The organism is Flavobacterium sp. YO64 (assembly GCF_004119505.1).
Taxonomy (GTDB): Bacteria; Bacteroidota; Bacteroidia; order Flavobacteriales; family Flavobacteriaceae; genus Flavobacterium; species Flavobacterium oncorhynchi.
On record NZ_NRQV01000002.1, the window covers coordinates 261,904 to 286,232 of the forward strand.

General features: G+C 31.8%; 20 protein-coding genes. 3 read left to right on the top strand and 17 right to left on the bottom strand.

Annotated features, from left to right (window positions below; all coding sequences use genetic code 11):
• Positions 1 to 7 precede the first annotated feature (7 nt).
• From BOW57_RS02490 to surE, 5 genes are read right to left on the bottom strand one after another with little or no spacing between them, the layout of a single operon-like run.
• The gene (locus tag BOW57_RS02490; protein ID WP_129052929.1) at positions 8 to 2,044 is read right to left on the bottom strand and encodes a ComEC/Rec2 family competence protein; all 2,037 of its coding nucleotides are present in this window, start codon (positions 2,042 to 2,044) and stop codon (positions 8 to 10) included.
• A gap of 54 nt (positions 2,045 to 2,098) precedes the next feature.
• Positions 2,099 to 2,584, bottom strand: a complete 486-nt coding sequence (locus BOW57_RS02495) for a C40 family peptidase (protein ID WP_129052930.1) — start codon at positions 2,582 to 2,584, stop codon at positions 2,099 to 2,101.
• A gap of 11 nt (positions 2,585 to 2,595) precedes the next feature.
• On the bottom strand, positions 2,596 to 3,711 hold the full coding sequence (gene lpxB, locus BOW57_RS02500; RefSeq protein ID WP_089052520.1) for a lipid-A-disaccharide synthase: 1,116 nt from the start codon (positions 3,709 to 3,711) through the stop codon (positions 2,596 to 2,598).
• Between the two features lie 36 nt (positions 3,712 to 3,747).
• Positions 3,748 to 4,020: a hypothetical protein gene (locus BOW57_RS02505; RefSeq protein ID WP_129052931.1), complete on the bottom strand. Its 273-nt coding sequence runs from the start codon at positions 4,018 to 4,020 to the stop codon at positions 3,748 to 3,750.
• A complete protein-coding gene (gene surE, locus BOW57_RS02510; RefSeq protein ID WP_129023911.1) occupies positions 4,013 to 4,792 on the bottom strand; it encodes a 5'/3'-nucleotidase SurE in 780 nt (259 codons plus the stop codon). The genes BOW57_RS02505 and surE overlap by 8 nt, the downstream gene beginning before the upstream one ends.
• 212 nt (positions 4,793 to 5,004) lie before the next feature.
• Between surE and BOW57_RS02515 the strand changes: the two genes are divergently transcribed.
• The 3 genes from BOW57_RS02515 (at position 5,005) to glsA (ending at position 9,140) form a co-directional block, all read left to right on the top strand.
• Entirely contained in the window at positions 5,005 to 7,191 is a 2,187-nt protein-coding gene (locus tag BOW57_RS02515) for a carboxy terminal-processing peptidase (RefSeq protein WP_129052932.1), read from the top strand.
• A gap of 99 nt (positions 7,192 to 7,290) precedes the next feature.
• On the top strand, positions 7,291 to 8,070 hold the full coding sequence (locus BOW57_RS02520) for a DNA/RNA non-specific endonuclease (RefSeq protein WP_129052933.1): 780 nt from the start codon (positions 7,291 to 7,293) through the stop codon (positions 8,068 to 8,070).
• 59 nt (positions 8,071 to 8,129) lie between these two features.
• On the top strand, positions 8,130 to 9,140 hold the full coding sequence (glsA, locus tag BOW57_RS02525) for a glutaminase A (RefSeq protein ID WP_206734728.1): 1,011 nt from the start codon (positions 8,130 to 8,132) through the stop codon (positions 9,138 to 9,140).
• A 66-nt stretch (positions 9,141 to 9,206) separates the two neighbouring features.
• Here glsA and rpe read toward each other — a convergent pair whose 3' ends face one another.
• The 12 genes from rpe to rpsO all read right to left on the bottom strand — a co-directional run bounded on the left by rpe (position 9,207) and on the right by rpsO (position 24,302).
• Positions 9,207 to 9,869: a ribulose-phosphate 3-epimerase gene (gene rpe, locus BOW57_RS02530; protein ID WP_129052935.1), complete on the bottom strand. Its 663-nt coding sequence runs from the start codon at positions 9,867 to 9,869 to the stop codon at positions 9,207 to 9,209.
• A 408-nt stretch (positions 9,870 to 10,277) separates the two neighbouring features.
• Complete coding sequence (locus BOW57_RS02535) at positions 10,278 to 11,141, bottom strand: RNA polymerase sigma factor RpoD/SigA (RefSeq protein WP_007804760.1); 864 nt, start codon at positions 11,139 to 11,141, stop codon at positions 10,278 to 10,280.
• 145 nt (positions 11,142 to 11,286) lie between these two features.
• Entirely contained in the window at positions 11,287 to 13,074 is a 1,788-nt protein-coding gene (locus tag BOW57_RS02540) for a hypothetical protein (protein WP_129052936.1), read from the bottom strand.
• Positions 13,075 to 13,090: 16 nt separating this feature from the next.
• Complete coding sequence (locus tag BOW57_RS02545) at positions 13,091 to 14,296, bottom strand: DUF4249 domain-containing protein (RefSeq protein ID WP_129052937.1); 1,206 nt, start codon at positions 14,294 to 14,296, stop codon at positions 13,091 to 13,093.
• A gap of 5 nt (positions 14,297 to 14,301) precedes the next feature.
• Positions 14,302 to 17,085 (bottom strand): TonB-dependent receptor domain-containing protein, encoded by a 2,784-nt coding sequence (locus tag BOW57_RS02550; protein WP_129052938.1) that lies wholly within the window; start codon positions 17,083 to 17,085, stop codon positions 14,302 to 14,304.
• Positions 17,086 to 17,832, bottom strand: a complete 747-nt coding sequence (locus BOW57_RS02555) for a hypothetical protein (protein WP_129052939.1) — start codon at positions 17,830 to 17,832, stop codon at positions 17,086 to 17,088.
• 235 nt (positions 17,833 to 18,067) lie between these two features.
• Positions 18,068 to 18,319: a hypothetical protein gene (locus BOW57_RS02560; RefSeq protein ID WP_089052531.1), complete on the bottom strand. Its 252-nt coding sequence runs from the start codon at positions 18,317 to 18,319 to the stop codon at positions 18,068 to 18,070.
• A 196-nt stretch (positions 18,320 to 18,515) separates the two neighbouring features.
• Complete coding sequence (locus BOW57_RS02565) at positions 18,516 to 19,262, bottom strand: LytTR family DNA-binding domain-containing protein (protein WP_129052940.1); 747 nt, start codon at positions 19,260 to 19,262, stop codon at positions 18,516 to 18,518.
• A 1-nt stretch (position 19,263) separates the two neighbouring features.
• Entirely contained in the window at positions 19,264 to 20,997 is a 1,734-nt protein-coding gene (locus BOW57_RS02570; protein WP_129052941.1) for a tetratricopeptide repeat-containing sensor histidine kinase, read from the bottom strand.
• A gap of 76 nt (positions 20,998 to 21,073) precedes the next feature.
• Entirely contained in the window at positions 21,074 to 21,466 is a 393-nt protein-coding gene (locus tag BOW57_RS02575; RefSeq protein ID WP_089052534.1) for a hypothetical protein, read from the bottom strand.
• Positions 21,467 to 21,722: 256 nt separating this feature from the next.
• Positions 21,723 to 23,858: a polyribonucleotide nucleotidyltransferase gene (locus BOW57_RS02580; RefSeq protein ID WP_129052942.1), complete on the bottom strand. Its 2,136-nt coding sequence runs from the start codon at positions 23,856 to 23,858 to the stop codon at positions 21,723 to 21,725.
• 177 nt (positions 23,859 to 24,035) lie between these two features.
• Positions 24,036 to 24,302 (bottom strand): 30S ribosomal protein S15, encoded by a 267-nt coding sequence (rpsO, locus tag BOW57_RS02585; protein WP_007804772.1) that lies wholly within the window; start codon positions 24,300 to 24,302, stop codon positions 24,036 to 24,038.
• Positions 24,303 to 24,329 lie beyond the last annotated feature (27 nt).

Consider the following 24,329-nt stretch of genomic DNA (forward strand, 5'->3'; position numbering starts at 1 on the left):
AGTTTTCTTAGTTTAATTTGTAGAATCCCTTTTCGGCAGTAGCATGAAAAGGGATATTTTTTTTAGCGCAGCTTGCCTCCCAAATTTTTTGAATTTTGTAGGAATTAGAAGCATCAGCCACAATGACTTTGGGATGAAGATTTGCTAAAACTCGATCAAGATTTATTTTTGGAGATTGTGTTAGAATTAGAATATCGGGTTGTAATTTATCAACGTAAATTCCTGTGCTGTCTATAATAAGAATTTTTTTACCATTAAAAAATAGTGTGTTTTTGATTTTTTTTGGTTCACTCAATGTTCCAAAATTTCCCACTAAATAAGAATTAAGTATAAAGTTTCTTGTATTAGGTTTTAAAATAGTATCTGCAGCATAAAATGTAATATTTTTTCCTGCCCTTGTGGTTATCAATGTGCTTTTCTTTACGTTGTAAACAATTAATTCATGTTGACCTGCGATTTCTTTTTTAGTATAAATTAAAGACAACTGCAGTAAAATTATGGATAGTGCAAACGCGGAAAAATGAGTAAAAGTTCTGTTTTTTGACCAAATAATACCGCTGATAATTAGAAAATAAAGAGAAAATAGATAATACCAGTTAAAGCTTATATTTTGAAAAACAAATGATTCAAACGATGCAACATAATGAATCGTTTGGTTTAAAAGATAAATGCTTTTTTCAAAAATTTCAACAAGAAACATTGGCGGACTTATAAAAATGGCAATTATCATAACGATTATTCCAGCAATCATTATAAAAGACAAAATAGGAAGAATAACAATATTGGTTACAAAAAATAAACCCGGAAATTGATGAAAATAATAAAGACATAGAGGCAGAGTGCCAATTTGAGCAGCAAAAGAAACGGTTAATGCATCCCAAATATAAATTGATATTTTGTTTTTAGGAGTCCATATTTTTTTTAGTTCCGGTTGAAGCCAAACAATAAACAGCAACGCTAAATAACTCAATTGAAAACCAACATCAAACAAAAAATAAGGTTCAAATAGTAATATAAGTAAAATTGAAACTAGGAGAGTATGATAAATATTTCCGCTTCGACGCAAATGACTGCCTATTGCGACAAAAGAAAACATGACAACCGAGCGCAGTACCGAAGGCGATAAACCTGAAATTATTGCAAAACCGGCTAATGATATTAAAATTGAAATTAATTTAATGGCAGAACCTTTGCGAGTATTAGGAATAGGTTTTAAAATAAAAGCAATAAACAGCATTATAAACCCAACGTGTAAGCCAGAAACCGAAAGAACATGTGTCGCTCCAGAATATTGATAATCTTTAATTATGTCTGATGAAATTTCTTGCTGCTGACCTAATATTAATGCAAGCGCAACATTCATTTCGTCTTTATTAAAATGAGCACTTTCAAGATTTTTTAGAATAGTTGAATGCAAGCGTCCGCAATAGTACCAAATGTCTTTTTTGATTGTTTTGCTTATTGAGATTTCTGACTTCTCGCAGTACAATTGCGCATATATTTGTTTGTCTGATAAGTATTTGGAATAATCAAATTGATTCGGATTTTTGTTAGATGGAGTTCGGCGTAAAGTAGATTTTACTCTAATTGTATTTCCTATAATTAAAGGATTGTGCAAACTGTCTTTTTGAATGTTTACTATTATTTTACCTGAATAAATGTTGCTGTCAATTTCTTTGATGAGCCCAATGTAACGATCGCTATAATTGTTACTTTTAAGTTTTTCGCGAAGTATGAAAGTTATAAAGTGTGGTTTTTCGAATGCCGTTTTTGAGTGTGTATAATTAGACTTGTCAAAAGAATCAGTGTGAAAAATCAACACGCATATTCCTGTAGAGAATGAAATTAGATAAGTGCTTAATCCAAAATAAATGTTTGTTTTTTTGTTGTTTTTTGATGTAAAATAAAGCAGACAAAATAGAAGCGTGCTAAAAAGAAATAATATACAAGCAGTCGAGATAGAAGGCTGGCAATAATAAGAGATTATTATGCCTAAAATAAAGCATAACGTAATTTTAACTAAAGGAAAATCTAATACTTTCATGGTTTAAAAGTATTAAATTTACGTAAGAAAAAGAATATAAATAAACTAAAAAAGTTATTCTATTACTCGATTGATTTGTGCAAAGGAATTTTGATAATAAGGCTCTTTGGTAGATGAAATTATAACACCTTTTGAAGTAGAAGAATGTACAAACTTTATTTCATTTGAGCTGACTTCAACAATTAGTCCTACATGATTAATTTGTCTGCTTCTGTTGGTTTTAAAAAAAATTAAGTCCCCTTTTTGAGCATCATTAAATTTTATTATTGTTCCAATTTTAGCCTGCTCAAAAGAACTTCTAGGAAGCTTAATATGTTCAGATTCGAATGTAGTAAAAACTAGTCCAGAACAGTCAAAACCGCTTTTTGTTGTTCCTCCAGCTTTGTATTTAACACCAATATTGTCCGTTGCTGTTTCAATCAAATTACTTACAACATATCTATTTTCTCGTTTCGATTCTTTTTTGCTCACAGCATTAGAGGCAGATTTACAAGAAGCAAACAGCACGGTTAAAAGAAGGAAAATGAGTAGTTTTTTCAAAATAAAAAAAATTAAGCTTTTAAATCGGCAACAATAAGTTTAGCTGTTTTTTTACTGGCACCAACTCCGCCAAGTTTTTCTTCTAAAATATCATAGTTTTTAAGCAGTTTGGTACGATAAGAAGGTTCAAGTAATTTGTTTAATTCTTCTTTTATGCGTTTTGTATTGCATTCGCTTTGAATTAATTCAGTTACAACTTCCTGATCCATAATTAAATTAACCAGCGAAATGTATTTTAAAGTAATGATACGTTTTGCAATTTGGTAAGAGATAGAACTTCCTTTGTAACAAACAACTTCTGGAACTTTAAAAAGAGCCGTTTCCAAAGTTGCAGTTCCCGAAGTTACTAAAGCAGCTGTAGAGGAACGGAGTAAATCATATGTTTTGTTCGAAACAAATGCTATGTTTTTATTTTTTATAAACTGTTGGTAAAACTCAAAATCTTGACTCGGTGCACCAGCAATAACAAATTCATAATCTTGAAAATCGTCAACAACGCTCAGCATTACACTCAGCATTTTTGTTATCTCCTGTTTACGGCTTCCTGGTAAAACGGCAATAATTGGTTTTTCGCCCAAATTATTTTCTGTTCTAAATGCAATTTCATTAAAAGAAGGTTGATTCTGAATGGCATCAATCAAAGGATGTCCTACAAAATCAACAGGAAAATGATGTTTGTCCTCATAAAAACTTTTTTCAAAAGGTAAAATCACAAACATCTTATCAATATCATGTTTTATGGCATTGATTCGGTTTTCTTTCCAAGCCCAAATTTGCGGCGAAATATAATAATGTGTTTTATAGTTAAGAGCTTTGGCCCATTTTGCAATACGCATATTAAAACCCGGATAATCAATAAAAATTAAAACATCAGGCTGAAATTCAGTAATGTCTTTTTTACAGATTTTAATATTATTTAATATGGTTTTTAAGTTAAAAATAACTTCAACAAATCCCATAAAAGCCAACTCGCGATAATGCTTTACTAATGTTCCGCCGGCTTTTTGCATTAAGTCACCGCCCCAAAATCTAATGTCAGCTTGAGGATCTTCCTCATACAATGCTTTCATTAAATTTGAACCGTGTAAATCTCCAGAAGCTTCACCAGCTATTATGTAGTATTTCATGTTGACCAATTTTTATTGCTGCGCAAAGATAGGTTTTTAAATAATTAGAGTTGAAATTGCTAAAACAATCACCGCCAAAATTACGCCTCTTGCCATCATTTCTTTATTTCTGTTTAAAAGAATTAGAAAAACAGCAAGATCTAAAGTGGTGCCAATCGTAATTACTTTTCCTAAATAACCTTGCTGTTTTATAGTTTGAATTCCTGTTGAAAGATCAAGTGATGTAAAGGTTTTAATGAATAAAAGACTGCCAAGAACAGAAGTCAAGATCCCGATAATAAATCCAATTATAAAATCTTTTTTATTCATTTAAATTCCAAGTATTAAGTTGCTGCATCGAATGATGAGCGGTTAAGTCAAATTGTACCGGAACAACTGAAATGTATCCGTTCTCTAAAGCCCATTCATCTGTATCTTCCCCTTTATCTTCATTTACAAATTTGCCCGTAAGCCAGTAATAATCTTTTCCAAAAGGAGTTTGTCTTTTGTCAAATTTTTGAGAATAAAAAGCTTTTGCCTGACGGCAGATTTTTATTCCTTTAATTTCTTTTTGACTTAGTTTTGGAAAATTGACATTTAAAACCACACCTTCTGGAAGTTTGTTAGCCAGAGTTTCTAAAGTTATTTTCTTTACAAAAGCCTTGACAGGTTCAAAATCGGCATTCCAGTCAAAGTCCAAAAGAGAAAAACCAATTGCTTGAATCCCTTCAATTCCTGCTTCAACAGCAGCACTCATAGTTCCAGAATAAATCACATTAATAGACGAATTAGATCCGTGATTGATTCCTGAAACGCATAAATCTGGCTTTCTTTTTAAAATTTCATTTACTGCCAGTTTTACACAGTCAACAGGCGTTCCAGAACAGCTGTATTCTGTAATTGTATCTTCATCTTTAGAGATTTTGTCTAAAAACAAAGTGTTATTTATGGTAATCGCGTGTCCCATGGCGCTCTGTGGTTTATCTGGAGCAACAACAACAACATCGCCAATTGTTTCCATTACACTTATCAAAGCCCTTATTCCTGGAGCAAGAATTCCGTCGTCGTTTGTTACTAATATTAAAGGTTTTTGAGTACTCATGCTGTGATTTGTATTTTTAATTTATCAAAATTAAAGCTTCTTAAAACAAATGTAGTAACAGATTTTGGTAGAATACTAACAAATAAATAAAAATTGTAAACTAAATTCGGGAAGACTTTTGCGCATCAAACATTTTTATATCTTTAACAAAAAATTATAGTGAACTTGGCATGTTGGCATAGTTTTTACCGTAACTTAGATTAAAAAATTTGATGAATGCTATTATTAAGTTTATGAAAAGAAATTATAAAATCCTTATAGCCGTATTATGCTTGTCTCTTACCTTGTTTGCTTTTAAAATAAATGCAGACAAATCTGGCGATCCGGATCCAAATAGAGATAAAACACTTCTGGAATTACTAGCGTTTGTTATTGAAAAAGGACATTACAGCCCGGCTGAAGTTAATGACGAATTCTCTAAAGGTATTTTCAAAGATTATATCGAAGCTTTAGATCCTTCTAAAAGGTTTTTTCTTCAATCAGATATTGATGAGTTTAAGCAATATGAATTAATGCTTGACGATCAGTTTTTGAATAAAGATTTGACGTTTTTTAATTTGACGTACACGAGGTTGATGAAAAGAATGGAAGAGAGCAAAAAACGTTACAAAACGATTTTAGCACAGCCATTTAATTATAACACTGACGAGACTTTTAATTCAGATTATGAGCATCTTCCTTATGCGAAAAACTTAACGGAGATTAATGAAAGATGGAGAAAACAAATTAAGTTATCTACGCTTTCATCGTTGGTTACAAAACAGAAAATTGAAGAAGAGAAAAAGAAAAAAGATCCAGCTTACAAAGAAAAAACTTTTGAAGCTTTAGAGAAAGAAACTCGTGACAGCTCATTAAAATCTTTAGATGATAATTTTAGTGTTATTAAAGATTTGAATAAAGATTATTGGTTTTCAGTGTATTTGAATTCAATTATGGCTCGTTTTGATCCGCATACAAGTTATTTTGCACCAGAAGAAAAAGATCGTTTTGATGTAAATATTAGTGGAAAACTAGAAGGAATTGGAGCAAGATTAACCAAGAAAAATGATTTCACACAAATCGATGAATTAATTTCTGGTGGACCAGCTTGGAAAGGAAAACAACTTGAAGCAGGAGATTTGATCTTGAAAGTCGCTCAAGGAAATGAAGAGCCTGTAGATGTAGTTGGAATGCGTCTTGATGATGTCGTGAAAAAAATTAAAGGACACAAAGGAACTGAAGTAAAACTAACGGTTAAAAAAGTAGACGGAAGTATTAAGGTTATTTCGATTATTAGAGATGTTGTTGAAATCGAAGAAACTTATGCAAAATCAAGTATTGTTGAAAAAGACGGACTAAAATACGGGGTTATTTACCTGCCTAAATTTTATATCGATTTTGAAAACAAAGACGGCCGTGATGCAGGAAAAGATATCGCTCTTGAAGTAGAAAGATTGAAAAAAGAGAACATAAACGGAATCGTTCTTGACGTTCGTGATGATGGCGGTGGATCTCTTTCTACGGTTGTTGATATTGCTGGTTTATTTATTGAAGAAGGACCAATTGTTCAGGTAAAATCTGCAGGTAAAAAGAAAGAAGTTTTATACGATAAAGATAAAAAAATAGAGTGGGATGGACCATTAGTAATTATGGTAAACAGCTTCTCTGCATCGGCTTCTGAAATTTTGGCTGCGGCAATTCAAGATTACAAACGTGGAGTTATCATAGGTAGTAAACAAACTTATGGCAAAGGAACAGTTCAAAATGTACTTGATTTGAATCAGTTTGTTCGTAACGCAAATTACGGAGATTTGGGAGCATTGAAAATTACAGGTCAAAAATTCTATAGAATTAACGGAGGTTCTACACAGTTAGAAGGTGTTCACAGTGATGTTGTTATGCCAGATCGTTATGCTTACCTGAAAATGGGAGAACGTGATATTGACAATGCAATGCCGTGGGATAAAATTGATCCAGCTGATTACAGCACCTGGACTTCTAACGAGAATTTTACTAAAGCAATTCAGAATAGTAAAAACAGAATTGCGCAAAGTCCTCAATTTAAATTAATTGAAGATAATGCGAAATGGATTGATGTTAAAAACAAAGAAAACACATACAGCTTGAATATTAAGAGTTTTAAAGAAACTCAAGAGCAAGTTGAAAATGAAGGAAAAAAATACAAACCAATTTCTGATTATAAAAACAACTTAGTTTTTAAATCACTGCCTTATGAAGAAGCTGAAATGAGCAGCGACGCAACTTTGAAAGAGAAAAGAGATGTTTGGCATCAAGCTTTGTCTAAAGATGTTTATGTTGAAGAAGCTTTGAATGTTTTAGATGATTTACAATCACCAAAAGGTTATGTGAAAAATACAGTTTCTCCGAAAATGAAAAAGGATAAATTGGTGAAATCTTAGTTCTCGATAGAATTAATTTGTTATTAAAAACGCTCCATAGGTTTAAAATTTATGGAGCGTTTTTTGTAAGTTTATTTTAAAAATAACGACTGCGCTGCAATGAAGAATTATATTATTTTAGGTTTATTGGGGATTACATTAGTTGCTTGTAAAAAAGAAAATATTGATGAAAAGGAAGCGGTTCTGAAACAAACTTCTTTTGCTCCAGTTCAAAATGTGACAGATTCTTTGTATACGGCAGTTTATTTGCCAACATCGACAACCAATCAAATTGTAAAACACAAATATTATACATTATCTTACAATGAAAAGTTTGAACAGGCTGAATGGGTCGCGTATGAATTAAAGAAAGATTATTTGAAAAATGGCGACTATAAACGCCCTTATTTTATAGAAGATCCCAAAGTTACTACCGGTTCTGCAGACTGGAGAAATTATAAAAAATCGGGTTACGATAAAGGTCATCTTTGCCCGGCAGGAGACATGGAATTTAGTGAAGAAGCTTATAATGATACTTTTTATACATCGAATATCTCTCCTCAAAAACATGATTTCAATAGTGGAATTTGGAATAGATTAGAGCAAAAAACACGTTATTGGGCGGGAAAATACAATGATATTTATGTGGTCACTGGCGGAATTTTGAAAGATTCGGATAAAAAAATAGGAACAGAGAAAGTTTCTGTTCCTAAATATTTTTATAAAATTGTCTTAGCTAAATCAGGGAAAGAACACAAAGCAATTGCTTTTCTAGTTCCTAACGAAGACAGCGATAAGTCAATTTATGATTTTGAAGTTCCTATTGAAACTTTAGAGAAAATGACAGGAATTGACTTCTTTCCGAATTTGAAAAACTTAAAAAGCAGTAAGGATTTTTAATTAAATAATGTCCTGTTATAAATTAATATAGAATACAAATAAGAATGCAATTTTTTAGAATGAAGAAGCAAATGATTTTTGTTGTTTTAATGATCGTTTTTATCATAAACCAAGGCTATAGCCAAACATTACTGAATAAAAAAAATATAGAAAATACACTTAATGAGGCCTTTAATAAATTTAAAGATTTAAAAGAAGGAAAAAATGCAGACTATATTAAAGAGTTAGCCAATGTGGATCCCAATATTTTTGGTATTGCACTCGTTACTGCAGACGGAGCGGTATATACAAAAGGTGATATAGCCTCAATGGTTTCAATTCAAAGTATATCGAAAGTATTTACTATGGCAAAAGTAATTGAACAAGAAGGGCCTCAGTTTTTGCAGGACAAAATAGGTGTAAATGCGACTGGGCTGCCATTTAATTCTATTGTTGCGGTAGAAATGAATAAAGGGGATAAAATTAATCCTCTTGTAAATCCTGGAGCTATTGCGGCCACAAGTCTTGTAAGAGGTAATGATTCTATAGCAAAATGGAAAGAAATCCAGAAAATTCAGAGTGATTTTGCGGGAAGACAACTCTCTATAAATCGTCCTGTTTATATAAGTGAGGCTGGCGATAATTTGCGTAATCAAGCCATTGCACATTTGTTATTGGCTTATAATAGAATGTATTTTGATCCGGTAGAAGCAACAGATATTTATACAAAACAATGCGCATTGAATGTAAATGTAAAGGATCTTGCTACAATGGCGGCCACATTGGCAAATGGAGGTGTTAATCCTATTACAAAGAATAAGGTGGTTAGTCAAACGACTGTAATGTATACCTTGCCTGTAATGGCAACTGCGGGTCTGTATGATAATTCTGGAATTTGGCTCTTTAATTCTGGGCTTCCTGCAAAGAGCGGTGTTGGAGGAGGGATGCTAGCAGTGTGTCCAGGTAAATTTGGAATTGCTGTTATTTCGCCGCCATTAGATAACGCTGGAAATAGTTTGAAAGCTCAGAAAGTTATTCAATATGTTGTAGATAAGCTTAAAGCGAATCCTTATTGGATTGATCCTAAGTAGGCTTTAGGTAACAAAAAAAGAAAAGTCCAAAAATAATTTTGGACTTTTCTTTTTTGTTTTTGAAATTTAAAAAGTAGTAAGGTTTTTTAAGTCGGCAATTGTCTGAGTTGGATTTTCGGCCTTAAAAACAAAGCTTCCCGCCACTAAAACATCTGCTCCAGCTTCTACTAGTTGTTTTGCATTTTTATTCGTTACACCGCCGTCAATTTCGATAATTGTCGAAGCATTTTTGCGTGTAATTAAAGCTTTAAGCTTTCTAACTTTATCATACGTGTTTTCGATAAACGACTGACCTCCAAAACCAGGATTTACACTCATGATGCAAACTAAATCAATGTCATTGATTACATCTTCTAGTAAATCAATATTAGTATGCGGATTGATGGCAACTCCTGCTTTCATTCCTTCTGCTTTAATTGCTTGAAGTGTTCTGTGTAAATGTGTACAGGCTTCGTAATGCACGCTTAGAATATTAGCTCCTAAATCTGCAAAAGTTTTAATGTAACGATCTGGATCAATAATCATTAAATGTACATCGATTGTTTTTTTTGCGTGTTTTGAAATGGCTTCTAAAACAGGCATTCCAAAAGAAATATTTGGAACAAAAACACCATCCATAATATCGATATGAAACCAATCAGCTTGGCTGTTGTTGATCATTTCGATATCACGTTGTAGATTAGCAAAATCCGCTGCAAGAACAGAAGGGGCAATAAGTGTATTTTTCATTGTAGTGTGTTGTTTTTTTACAAAGATAATTTTTTTTAACCGCAAAGAGCGCAAAGAATTACGCAAGGTGCGCTAAGTTTTTTTTTACGTAGATTTAGCAGATTTAGCAGATCTGATTAAATTATTCGTAATAAATTCAGCAAAATGAATCTGCTAAATCTGCGAGAAGATTTTTAATCATTTTAATCTGTGAAATCTGTGGCTAAAACCTTGATAACGTTGGGCTTAAAAAACAAGTAAAATAAAAAACTCCGGTAATCAGCCGGAGTTTCAATCATCAATCAAAAAACGAACAGTCAATCAAACTGTTGTTTGCTTTAATACCAATATACGAAATTTTGAAACAAATTCCAAACTCCAATAATTTTTTGGAATTTGGAATTATTTATATACTGGCGTTTTGGGTGATTACCCAAGATAAGTTTTAAGAATTTTACTTCTTGAAGTATGTTTTAATCTACGGATTGCTTTTTCTTTAATCTGACGAACACGCTCACGAGTTAGGTCGAAAGTTTCTCCAATTTCTTCTAAAGTCATTGGGTGTTGATCGCCAAGACCAAAATACAAACGAACAACATCAGCTTCTCTTGGAGTTAATGTTTCTAATGAACGTTCAATTTCAGTACGTAATGATTCGTGAATTAATTCTCTGTCTGGGTTTGGAGATTCTCCAGAACGTAAAACGTCATAAAGGTTAGAATCTTCACCTTCAACAAGAGGTGCATCCATTGATAAGTGACGACCAGAGTTTTTCATAGACTCTTTTACGTCATTTACTGTCATGTCAAGTTCTTTTGCAATTTCTTCAGCAGAAGGTGGACGCTCGTTAGATTGCTCTAATAACGCATACATTTTGTTGATTTTATTGATAGAACCAATTTTGTTTAATGGTAAACGAACGATACGAGATTGTTCTGCCAATGCTTGAAGAATCGATTGACGAATCCACCATACAGCGTAAGATATAAATTTAAAACCACGAGTTTCATCAAAACGTTGAGCCGCTTTAATAAGACCTAAGTTTCCTTCATTAATTAAATCAGGAAGAGTTAATCCTTGATTTTGATATTGTTTAGCAACCGATACAACGAAACGCAGGTTGGCTTTTGTTAATTTTTCTAATGCTCTTTGATCACCTGCTTTAATTCTTTGTGCTAATTCTACCTCTTCATCAGCGGTAATTAGGTCAACTTTTCCGATTTCTTGTAGATATTTATCTAACGATGCAGTTTCACGATTGGTTACCTGCTTGGTGATTTTAAGTTGTCTCATGTTATTTGTGTCCTCAATTTTTAAGTGTACAAATGGTTATACGTTTGAAGATGCAAAAAGGTTACAATTAAATGAAAAATAATTTTATTTTTTTAGAAATTAGGTCAAAAGAAAATCGGTTCAAGAATTGAACCGATTTTGATATTTATTTTACTGTAATGTTTTTTGTAATATATACGGGTTTTCCTTCGTCTGTAAAACCTTCTAAAACAACTTCAAAGTCGCCTTTTAGATCTGAGGTATAAAAAGATAAATTTTCTTCCTTTTGATCTAAAGATAAATTTGGCTCCCAAAGCAATTGGTATCTATAATCTGGAATTCGTTTTAAATTATTTCCTGCACTATAATCAGGGTTATAGTAAATTTTTGCAGGATTTGGTCTTTGAACTTCAGTTGGCTTCATGTATTTTTTGACAAAATTTATAGCAAAGTCACTGTTTTTGGTTTCAAAACTGATTAAGCCTCCGTATAATTTTGGACCATAAGCATAAGGTTCATTAATAAGGCTTACTTTGTCTACATTTCCCATATTATAATCAAATAAATCACTTGAATCTTGTATAAGAAGACCGTCGACAATTATTAAAGGCGGTCCGTAAGCGGTTAGGTCTTTATGACCATTTCGTACAAACAATTGATTTTTATCGTTAACACGTCTATAATAAAGTTCTAATATGATTTCTACAACATTCTCCTTTAAGGTTGGGAAGCGAGTATAGTCGTCAAGAACATATGTTTTTTCGATGCTGTTAAAAAACGGACTGATAACTGCTTCTTGTATCAAGCTGTCTTTTTTCGTTTGATAATAGGCGTTTTGAATCTGACTTGCAGTAGAGCGTTCTTCGATTTCTTTTTTAAGATCTTCAGTTAGATTTAGTTTTGATGAAAATTGCAGTCCTGAGGTATCAAATTTTGGTAATGGATCTAAAATAACAGTGAAATCTGATGGGTTTTCATCGAGAACCTGAATAATAGCATTTGAGAAATTTGGAAATCGATCTAATAAAAATGTAAATTTCCCCTGAGAGTTTGTTTTAACTATTTTTAAAACATACTCTTTTCCAGGAAGCGAAATTGACAGTGATTTATTATTTAAATCTTGATTGGTTTTTGATACAATTGAACCAGTAATTAATTCTGCTCGAAGTTCTGGAATAAATAAAAATGAACTAGGAGAATAATCGCTGTAATTTCGGGCTGTTTTGTTTGCAAACTCTTGTGGAGTTGTTTGTTTTAAAGCAGGAATTTGATCTTTCTTTCGAACAGAAATAGAATAATTTCCTTTTTGGGTTATTTCAGTAAGTGATTTTACTTTAATGCTCGCTTTATCTCTTGTGTAATAACTGTTTTTATCTAATTCAAAATCGATTCTTTTTTCATTATCAAGATTTGAATCTGTTGATAGATTAGTTGATGATACACTGTTTTTTAGTGTGTTATCAAAAGTTACATTAGCATTAGGCTCTTGAGTTTGAAATGGATTTATGATGAATAAATCTATTTCATATGTTTGAGATTTCGGATTGTTTAACATCCATTTTGTATAGGCAATTAACTTGTAATTTCCTGTTTTTAATGTTGTTGGTATAAAATAATCTCCTGTTCCAATTCCCTTGTCAAGATAAACTTTGTTTTTTTGAAATGATTGTTTTTCATTATCAACAAGTTCAATATAAGCTATTTTGCTTATTAAACTTGGTTTGTTATTGATAGGGTTCAAACAATATAATTTGTAGAACAAAGTTTCTCCGGTTAAAAAAGTTGTTGTGTTCGAATGAAGAAAAATAGTTTCTTGTGATGATTTGGTTACTATATTATTTTTGTTTTGCTGCGCAGAGACAAATAAGCTGTTTGCAATCAAAAGTGTTAAAACCAATAATTGTTTAATTCTTTCCAAAATGTATGTCTGGTTATAGATTAATAGTTGTTTCATAGATGATAAAAAAGAATTATTCTATCCAAAAAGTTGGAACTATGTTAGATGAAAAAGTAGTGCAGTCACCACAAGGTGCTTTTACCAAAAAGTATTTACTTTCATGATCCCATGAAAACAGAGTTCTGCCTTTGCTTCGAAGGGAGGAACGTAATATTTGGCCTGTACAAGGAAGGTCTCCTGGACAATCGATGTATTCTTTTAGATCACAATCTTCTATATAGTAAGGAGGTAAGTTATCATTCGGAAATAAATCTTTATAGTTGAAGTAAATTCGATCCGAAGAAACGGCCGAAACTTCAAAAAAGCCAATTACTTTCTCATTAGGATTTTCTACAGATTTCATATTACCGTAAAAGAATCCAGGCTGTTTAGGCGAAAGAATACTTTCAGATGTAGATAATTCTCTCAATGTTTTATAAAAAGTATAAGCTGCTAAACTTTGAACATACTGTTTTACGAAGATGGTATAACGATGTGAGATGATATAATTTTGATCGCTGATAAAACGAACAGGATAGTGTACACGATCTTCGCTTGAGGTGCTGGTGTTATTAAGAAGAATAGCATCAGAAGTTTTAGAAGAATAACATGTTTTAACTTCTTTGACTCTATTAGTTACTACAATGACTTCTCTTTCTGGAGTAGTAGGAGTTCCTGGTATTACATTTATATTTGCCTCTTGATAATACCACATAGGCGCTATGATTTTGTACGTTTCAGTATATTCATATCTATAGTATTTTGAAGTATTGGCAGGATCGTAACTATTTACATTTATTTGAACTCCACGCTGTCCATCAACAGTTTCGACAGTTGCAGTCATATTGTCAATTTTAGTTTCTGTAGTTAGAAGCTGTTCGTCAGAAGTATAATTTTTTCCTTCCTTTGTTTTAATGTTTAGTTTGTACTTTGTTCCAGGCATTGCTTTAAACGGTGTAAGCGAAACATAAAGACTATCGTTTTCTTTGAACTGATACTCATTGCCTTTATCATCTGTGATAAAAACATTAGCTCCTTTTTCAAATCTAGGACCAATTTCTTCTAATTGATAAACTTGGGAAACTTTTATAGTTTGATTTTTAAGTTCGTTTGTGATTGTTCCTTCAACAACTAGAGCGCTTTCAAAATCGGTAGTTTTAAAAGCATATTGTTCTGTACAACTTGTTATGGCAAGCGATAGAAGAAGAAAAACGGAGATTTTTATTTTAAAATATTTCATAATTATTAAAATTTGAAATTATAAGTAATACTAGGAATTGGAACAGAGAATATTGAAGTTTTATAGGCTTTAATTTGTCCTTTATCCGTTACGAAAAATACTGAATAAGGGTTGTTTCTGCCTAAAACATTATAAACTGAGATATTCCAGAAGCTATGAGTTAATTTTTTTATTTTATGATTTCCTTCAATGTTTAAACCTACATCTAATCTATAGTAATCAGGAATTCTAAATTTGTTACGATCGCTGTAAACGGTATATTGTGCATTTCCGTAATCATACTTTCCAACAGGATACGTTATTGGTCTTCCGGTTTGATAGATGAAGTTACTAGAAAAACTATAACGTTTTGTGATTCTATAGTTTAAAACCGCACTAAAATCATGAGGTTTGTCAAAATTAGATGCAAAGAACTTACCGCCATTTACTTTCTCTTCATTAAATTGAGAGTTTAGTCTAATTAATGATCTAGAATACGTATATCCAAGCCATCCGTTAAGTCTGCCTACTTGTTTTTTTAATAATACTTCGATTCCATAAGCTTTACCATCTCCTTGAAGAAGTTCGGTTTCTATATTATGATTTAATAACAAATCAGCACCTACTTTATAGTCTAATATGTTTCTTGATTTCTTAAAGTAACCTTCTACACTTAATTCTAACTCATCATTTTTTAGATTCTTATAAAGACCTAGCGAAAATTGCTGAGCACTTTCAGGCTTCACATTTAAATCTGAAAGCTTCCAAATATCTGTTGGAGATTGTGTAGTGTTGTTTGATAAAAGATGGATGTATTGATACGTTTTGTCATAACTTGCTCTAACAGAAAAATCGTCTGTTATAAAATAGCGTGCAGCTATTCTAGGCTCAAATCCGCCATATCTTTTAATTACTTCGTTATTGCCAAATGTTTTAGTTTCTACTACAGTAGCATCACTTATAGGAAGGTTTTCGTCGTAAACCCTTTGAGTAGATTTTCCTAATGCTGCAAATGACGAGTATCTTAAACCAAAATCGACCAAGAATTTATCCGTAACTTTAAAATTATCGCCAACATAAATTGCAGATTCTAAGCCTCTTTCTTTATCTATTTCAATAGGAACTAGGATAGATTCAGGATTTTTAGGGTTTAAATATCCAGGATTAATACCGTATAGTTTAGTTGAAATTCCGTAGCTAATTTTATGCTTTTCGCTGTATAAGTAAATCATTTTTAAAGCGGCCTGCGTATCATTGATTTTATAGCCAAAATCAAAAGCATTTACACCGTCAGGCTGATAATCTATATTAAAGCGATACTCACTATTGGTAAAGAGAAGTGAACCTTTGTTTTTCTCATTAAAAGTGTGATTCCATTTTAAAGTTGCTAGTCGATTGCTGTATTTGTACAGAGAGTCAGATGAAACGCTAAATTTATCGTGGCTGTAATAAGCTGTAGCCTCTATGTTATTATTAGCGTTTATTTTATGATTATATTTCAAAATGAAGTCATAGAATGATGCCTGACTATTTTTTAATTTCTCATCATCTAGACTTTTTAGAATCCAATTAGAATAACTGGCTCTTCCTCCAGCAACAAGACTTGATTTGCCTTTTACAATTGGTGTAGAAATCATTACATTGCTTGTTGCAGGACCAATTCCAGCTTCACCTTCAAATTTATTGAAATTTCCAGTTTTTGAAGTTATGTCAAAAACAGATGATAATCTGCCTCCAAATTCAGCAGGAATACTCCCTTTATAAATATCTACTTTTTTTGTTGTGTAAGGATTTAATGCTGTAAAGAAACCAAAAAAGTGCGACGGATTATATAAAACGGCATTGTCTAACAAAAATAGATTTTGATCTTCTTTTCCTCCTCTTACATTATATCCAGAAGAACCTTCTCCAGATGTTTTGATTCCCGGCATTGTCAATGCTACTTTTAGAATGTCACGTTCGCCAAGAACTAATGGAACGTTTTTTATTCCTTCAGCATCAATAGTTGTGACTCCTGTAATTGCTGCTTTTGCATTTTTACTTTTATTCGTATTAATTAAAACTTCGTCGAGCTGATTTACGTTGTCAACAACCATAAAATTAAGAGTACCGTCATTGTAAACCATTATTTTTTTAGACACTTTATCGTAAGCAAAAGTTTCTGTTTCAACGGTGCTGATTCCTGGCGGAACTTGTAGTTTATAATGTCCGTCATTATCCGTAATAGTTGAAAATTCGGTATTTGGAATTTTTACTACAATGTTTGCAATTCCGCCTTTATTTTTACCGCCCCTAACGTATCCTGAAAGAATATAACTTTTCTTTTTTTGATTTTTTACTTCTTTACCAATAAGTATAATATCCTTAATATTCTTGTTAGGATTACGAGAATTTGTTTTTTTTACCGAGTCAAATTGCTGATAAAAAACAGGAGCAAGAGCTAATCCGTTTTCATCTCTTTCTAACGGAATTCCAAAGTAATCGTCTGCCAGCTCATTATATATGATGCTGTTATTGGTTAATATGACTTTATTTTCGGCAACAAAAAAGTTAATGTTAGTGTTTTGAAAAACATCTTCGAGTATTTCGGCTATACGAACTTCTTTATACTGTTTTGTAATAGAAGTGCTGTCAGATTCTAACCATTTTTCGTCGTAGTAAAATTTAAAATATGAGGTTTGTTCAATATTTTGAATTGCAGTTTTAATGTTAGCGTTTTTAAGTTCAACAGAAACTTTATCACTAATGACTTGTGATTGTATATTGTATTGAAAGGCTAATAAAAAGAATAGGAGAGTAATTTTTTTCATTTAGTTAGAACTTTTTTTTAAAAAAAAATTATTGATTTGTTTCGTTAGATTTTCCATGTATTGAGTTTTATCTAATCGTGCTAACTTTCTATTGGCGTTGTAGTAATTATTAATTTCTTTTTTAATAGAAGGAAAGATTTTTTTTACATCTTTTTGTGAGTCAGCTTTGTAGAAAAATCCATTGTATTTTAGGAGATAATTTGTTTTCTCAATAAAATTGTAATAGACTCCGTCTGTCTGAAAAACTTCTATTTTGTCTTTATGATATTTAATGAAGAGTGAAACATCATTTCCAACATATTTTTCTTCGTAAATACCTTTTACAATATTTGGAAATTCAATGCTTTCAGATCTTAGATTGACAAATTTTTTATTATTGATGTAAAAAAAATCAACTTTGTCCTTAACAATATTCATAGCTAAGTTATCTGTTTGTTCTTTATGCTTGAAAATTACCTCGTCTTTAAGGATATCGTATTTAAGATAAGAGTTGGAATAAATTTCTTTTTCAAAGCTTATATCGCCAATGGTGAATTCGTCCAGATAATATCTGTGTTTGTTTGCAATTGGACGAAGTGGCTCGCTGTGTAAAACTCCATTATTAATGTTTAAGTTGTCTTTTCCAACGGCATTGTCAAAATAATCATACAATGATGATTGGTCATTGGACTGACAATAGGAATAAGAGGTCGTGAGTAATGTGCTTAATATCAGTAGATAAAAAGCCTTTTTTTGATGATTTTTCAAAGGATTTTGTGGTTTTGATGATTTGTTTTTGATTGGAGCCAAATATATCAAAAAAAATATGTTAACCTTTTAGAATTTCTGTTAAATTGTGATAATTTATTTACTTTTTGTGATTTTGCAGAATATTATAACAATTTTTTTAAGACATACAACATAAATAAAAACCCTAATCAAGCTAATGAATAGGGTTTTTGGCATTAATGAATTGAGGGCAAATATTATCGTTTAAAGGAATTTATTCGTAAGAATCATCCGTACTATCTAGGATTTCATCAAATATCTTTTTTAATGATTTTAAATAAAGAGGAAACGAAAGTGCCAGCAATACATATTCTATTCTTAAAACAGTTATGTCGTCTAGTATTCGGTATAAGCATGGAATAATAATGACTAAAGAAACAGCTACCCCAATCCAAGGATTATTTATTATCTTTTTTATGGTTGGTAAAAGTTTCATTTCGGTTTTCTGATTTAATGTGATTCTCATCTACTTTTTTATTAGTTTCTTGATGTAAAAGTACTTTCGATTCTAAGCTCTTATCTTAAAAATGTCATGAAAGCCGTTTTTCTTGTCATGAAAAGTGCAGTATCTGCTTTCGAAGGAATAATAGGCAGTAAAAACGAAAAAATCCTCTTGAAATAAAGAGGATTTTGGCGAGGTATATTTATTTTAAAAGTTTTAATTATGATAAAACATTCATCTTTTTTATGAAATCTTTATAGGTGTCACTCAAGGTTATTTTGTGATTTCCTTTTAAAATAATCAAATTATCGGCAAGAATGATTTCTTCTATTTTTTCTGAATTTACAATTGTGCTGCGATGCGTTTTTATGAATTTGTTTTTATCTAATAAATCACTGATTTTGGTAAGCGAAATCAGGATTACAAATTTCTCCTTTTCGGTTATAATATTGCAGTAACGTTCTTCAACTTCTATATAGAGAATATCAGTTAAAGCAACTTTTTTCAAGGTGTTCTTTTTTTTGATAAACAAAAAGTCGTTGCTGATTACAGTATCTTGTTCTTCGCTCAAAAAAACATTCGTTTGCTCGTAAAACTTTTCAACAGCCATTTCTATAGCATATAGAATTTCCAGCTCGTTAAAAGGTTTCATTAAAAAACTAAAAGGTTTTGTGAGTTTCGCTCTTTCAAAAATCTGTCGGTCTTGAGAACTTGTTAAAAACACAAATGGCTTCGATGCATTTGGAATTATATTAATTGATTCTGCAAAAGTAATTCCGTCTGGTTTTCCATCTAGAAAAACATCAATCACAATAATGTCGACCGTTTTCTCGTAAAAAACCTGTAAAGCATCTGTGAAATTCCTTGCCACTCCCGCAATTGTATAATTATTTTCAAGCAGTACTTTTATTAAAGCATCACTTTGTTCTGGAGTATCTTCTATAATTAAAACATTAATATTATCCATACTATTTTGTTTTAGGTAATCTCATTATCATTTTAGTTCCTTTGTTGATTTCGCTTTCAATAAAAAATGTACCATCATTTTTTTTAATCATTTGTTTACATAATTGTAAACCTAATCCAGTTCCAATAATTTCGGAGTTCTCTTTTTTAGATAATAAGTCGGTATCTTGAAGTAATTCATCAATGCTATTTTGACTCATTCCAATTCCAGTGTCCTCAATTATAATCTCGCAAAATTCGGAATCTATTTCGTTAGTGTAAAATTTAATTTGATCATTTTGATTGCTAAACTTAATGGCATTGTCTAGTAAGTTTCTGAATACAATTTTTAATGAGTCAAGATCTACAAATAAGAAAATGCTTTTTGAAACCAAATTTTCAAATGTTATTGCTTTGTCAAAAAGTAAAGGTTTGTAGTTGTATTCGATTTGTTGAATTATAGAGTATAAATGAACAGATTCTTTATGAAAGTACAATTGTTTGGTTTGCAATAATGCCCAGTGTAATAAATTATCTAATAAACTATAAGTGCCATTTGCTATGCTGCTGTTCTGGATAATTAATTGATTTAACTCGTCGTAATTTTTAGTCTCTAATGTCGCAGATAATTTAGAATTACTGGTTTTTAATGCATTTACAGATGAACGCAAGTCGTGACTCACGATTGAAAATAGTTGATCCTTAGCTGCATTTAATTCATCAAGTTTGTTTTTTTGCTGTAAAATGATTTTACTGTTTTTTACTTTTTGGGCATAGAGATAAACTCCTCCGGTTATAATTAACAGAAGGCCAATTGCAGAGAAAAACAAACCATTACGCTGTGAGTTTTTTAGTTTGTTTTCTATCTCGAGTACTTTTATTTGTTTTTGTTTTTGAGCTACAGCAAACTTTTTTTCAAAATCAGCTATTGCCCAAATTTTACTCTGATTGTTTAGGGAATCTTTCCATCGTTCAGATTCTTTTCTGTATTCTAAAGCTTTTTTAAAATTGCCTTTGTTTTCTTCTACAGTTGCCATATTGAATGCAGCATTTTCCTTTTTGTCAAAGTCTTTTGTTTTTTTAGAAAGTAAATATGCTTTTTCAAAATACGGAATAGCCTCTTTGTCTTTGTATTGGGAATAATATAAATTAGCAATATTTTGATACAATAGTATGAGTGAGATTGTGTCGTTTTCTTTCTCTTTTATTTCTTTACTTTTTAGTAAATAATTTTCGCTTTTTGTGAACTCATTAAGATGCAAATAGCAAACTCCAATATTTTCATAAACCACACTTATTTTGTAATCTTGATTGTTGTTGTTGATTGAGTTTTTTTCGACTTCTGTAAAATAGCCAATTGCTTTTTTAAATTCTTTGAGTTCTAATGCGACTTCACCTAAAGTTTTATTTACTAACGGATAAAATGAGAATTTTTTTGAAATTAAACTCATTTCTGCTTTTGATTCCTTAAACAGTTTTAATTCTCTAAAGGAGCATCCTCTTAAAAAATGACAATAATCAGCGAGCTCTCGATTTTTTCCAGAACTGAGTTGTTTCATGGAATAGACTAAAGTAGAGTCCCATTTTTTGCTAGAAAAAAAATGTTGCGCTTTATAGAAGTTTAAATCTTCTTTAAAATGAATAGTGTGTTTTTTAATCGTTTCGTTAAACGAGGAGATATTGGTTTGTGCTTTGGCAAAGTATGAGATGAAAAATAAACACAGAACTGAAAGGGTAATAGTTTTAAGTTTGTGCATTTTACAATATTTTAGTTGATATTATTAAATATGGCGAGCAAATAAATTGCTGCGCCATATTGTTTTATTTATGGTTTTAACTGCCAACTCCTGTTTTTGTTCCTCGTGAAGTTTCAGGATCAATATCTTTTAAGTAGGAAACTACCTCTGTAATATTGGTTACAGTATCTGAGGTATAATCTAATTCAACGTACCAAACGTCGCAGCTTTCTGGTGTTTCTTCAGAGAAATCATAATCAAAATAAACTTGTAGAGCATCTTCAATTTCAGTTGGTTCTTCTACAGTTGGATTGTTTGGGTCTAGAGAATTGATGTATAATGTAGCTCTAATTTTTAAGGTTGGTACTCCATTTGGTTCATACAATTTTACTGAAACTAAAGGAGGAACCGGATAAGTAACATTTTTTGGATCTAAAAAAATAAAATCTTGAGAATTAATTCTGGTGTTTTGTATTACATTATAGGCCATAATTATGGTTTTAGGATTAATTATTTGTTATTGGTAGTTAAAGATATTTTTTTTCTTTTAATGAAGTGAGGAAAAAGAGGTGTTTTTTAGTTTGTTTTTGTTTTTTGCTCATTAAAATAGTTATGAGCATGACTTTTTTATTGAAAAGACAATAATGAAGTTTGATTGGTTTTGAGATAAAAAAAACGAAAAACCCCAATTCAACTAAATGAATCGGGGTTTTCTATGAATAAACCTTTAGTAAACTAAGATCTGATTACTCTTTTTTCTCCTCACGTGGAGGTCTTGGAACAAGCGCTTTTTTAGACACTTTTTCTTTTTTAGTTTTAGGGTCAACTCCTAAGTATTTCACTTGGAAAACATCTCCCATTTTAACTACGTCAGCAACGTTTTCAGTACGTTCCCAAGCTAGTTCAGATACGTGAAGCAATACTTCATTTCCTGGTGCAGCAGTATATTCTACTACAGCTCCAAAATCAAGCATTTTGATTACTTTAACTTCATAAGCTTCTCCCATTTGAGGTTTGAAAGTGATAGATTGGATTTTTGCCAATACCGCTTCAATTCCAGCAGGATCTGTACCTAAGATTTCGATAACACCTTGTTCGTCAACTTCGTTGATTACAATAGTTGTTCCAGTAGCTTTTTGTAATTCTTGAATTACTTTTCCACCAGGACCAATTAATGCTCCAATAAAGTTTCCAGGAATAGTTCTGGTGATGATTTTTGGTGCATAAGCTTTAACGTCAGCTCTTGGAGCAGCGATTGTCTCAGTTAATTTTCCTAAGATGTGTAAACGTCCATCACGAGCCTGAGCTAAAGCTTGCTCCATAATGTCATAACGTAAACCATCAATTTTGATGTCCATTTGACAAGCTGTAATACCGTCAGCAGTTCCAGTTACTTTAAAGTCCATATCTCCTAAGTGATCTTCATCACCTAAAATGTCTGACAATACAGCAAATTTCTCTCCGTCAGTAATTAATCCCATAGCAATACCAGAAACTGGTTTTACCATTTGAACTCCAGCATCCATCAAAGCCATTGTTCCAGCACAAACTGTTGCCATAGAAGAAGAACCGTTAGATTCTAAAACCTCAGAAACAACACGAATTGTGTAAGGACAATCAGCAGGAATCATATTTTTTAAAGCTCTTTGAGCTAAGTTACCGTGACCAACTTCTCTTCTTGAAGTTCCTCTTAATGGTTTTGCTTCACCAGTTGAGAAAGGAGGGAAGTTATAGTGTAAGTAGAATTTCTCTTCACCTTGCTCAGATGGAGAATCGATTTGGTTAGCTTCTCTAGAAGTTCCTAAAGTTACTGTAGCCAAAGCTTGAGTTTCTCCACGAGTAAATAAAGAAGAACCGTGAACTCTTGGTAAATAATCAGTTTCACACCAGATTGGTCTGATATCTGTAGTTTTTCTACCATCTAAACGAACACCTAATTCTAGAACTACATTACGAACAGCTTCTTTGTTAGTTTTGTAGAAATATTTAGAAACTAAATCACCGTCAGCAGCTAATTCTTCTTCAGTAAATAAAGCTTTAACTTCTTCTTTTACTTCAGCAAATGCAGCACCTCTTTCGTGTTTAGCTGATCCAACTTTTGCAATAGCATAGATTTTATCGTATGCTGCAGCTTTTACTTTTTTGTAAATTTCTTCGTTTTCTTTCTCACCTTCGTAAGTACGAATTTCTTTTTTACCAAAAGCAGCTTGTAAACGGTATTGAGCTTGAATTTGAACTTTGATAGCTTCGTGAGCAAATTTAATAGCTTCGATCATTTCAGCTTCTGAAATTTCTTTCATTTCACCTTCAACCATTGCAACAGAATCCATAGAAGCTCCAATCATCATGTCGATGTCAGATTTTTCTAATTCTTCTCTGCTTGGGTTGATTACTAATTTTCCGTCGATACGTGCAACACGTACTTCAGAAATTAAGTTATAAAATGGAATATCTGAAACAGCTAATGCTGCAGATGCAGCTAAACCAGCTAAAGCATCAGGCATAACAGTTTCGTCATGAGACATTAACTGAATCATAACTTGTGTTTCAGCATGGTAATCGTCTGGGAAAAGCGGACGCAATACACGGTCAACTAATCTCATTGTCAATACTTCGCTGTCGCTTGGACGTGCTTCTCTTTTAAAGAAACCTCCTGGGAAACGACCTGCTGCTGCAAATTTTTCGCGGTAATCTACCGTTAATGGTAAAAAATCAACGCCAGGGTTTGATGTGCGAGCTGAAACTGCTGTTGCAAGTATCATAGTGTCGCCCATTCTTACTACTACCGAACCGTCAGCTTGTTTTGCTAAACGACCCGTCTCGATTGTGATGCTTCTGCCATCACCTAAATCGATCTTTTCTACAAATAATTGTGGAATCATAATTTTTCCTTATTGGTTATACAATGGGTTTTAGTTGTGTTGTAGTTGTTGTTGTGTGTAGTTGTTGTTTCTAAAACCCAATGAAAAACCAAACTTTTTTTCTTATAAATGCTTGTAATTAAATACAATTCTGTAAAAAACAAAAAGAGGCACTCTCGCACCTCTTTTCTATATTGATTATTTTCTGATATTCAATACTTTGATAATCTCACGATATCTGTTGATCTCTTTCTTTTTCAAGTAGTCCAACAAAGCTCTTCTTTTACCTACTAATAGTACAAGAGAACGCTCAGTGTTGTAATCGTGACGATTTTTTTTCAAGTGTTCAGTTAAGTGTGAAATTCTGTAAGTGAACAATGCAATTTGACCTTCTGCGCTTCCAGTGTTTGTTGCACCACCGTGTTGTGCGAAAATCTCTTCTTTCTTTTCTTTAGTTAAATACATTCCAATATTATTTAATGATTTTTATGT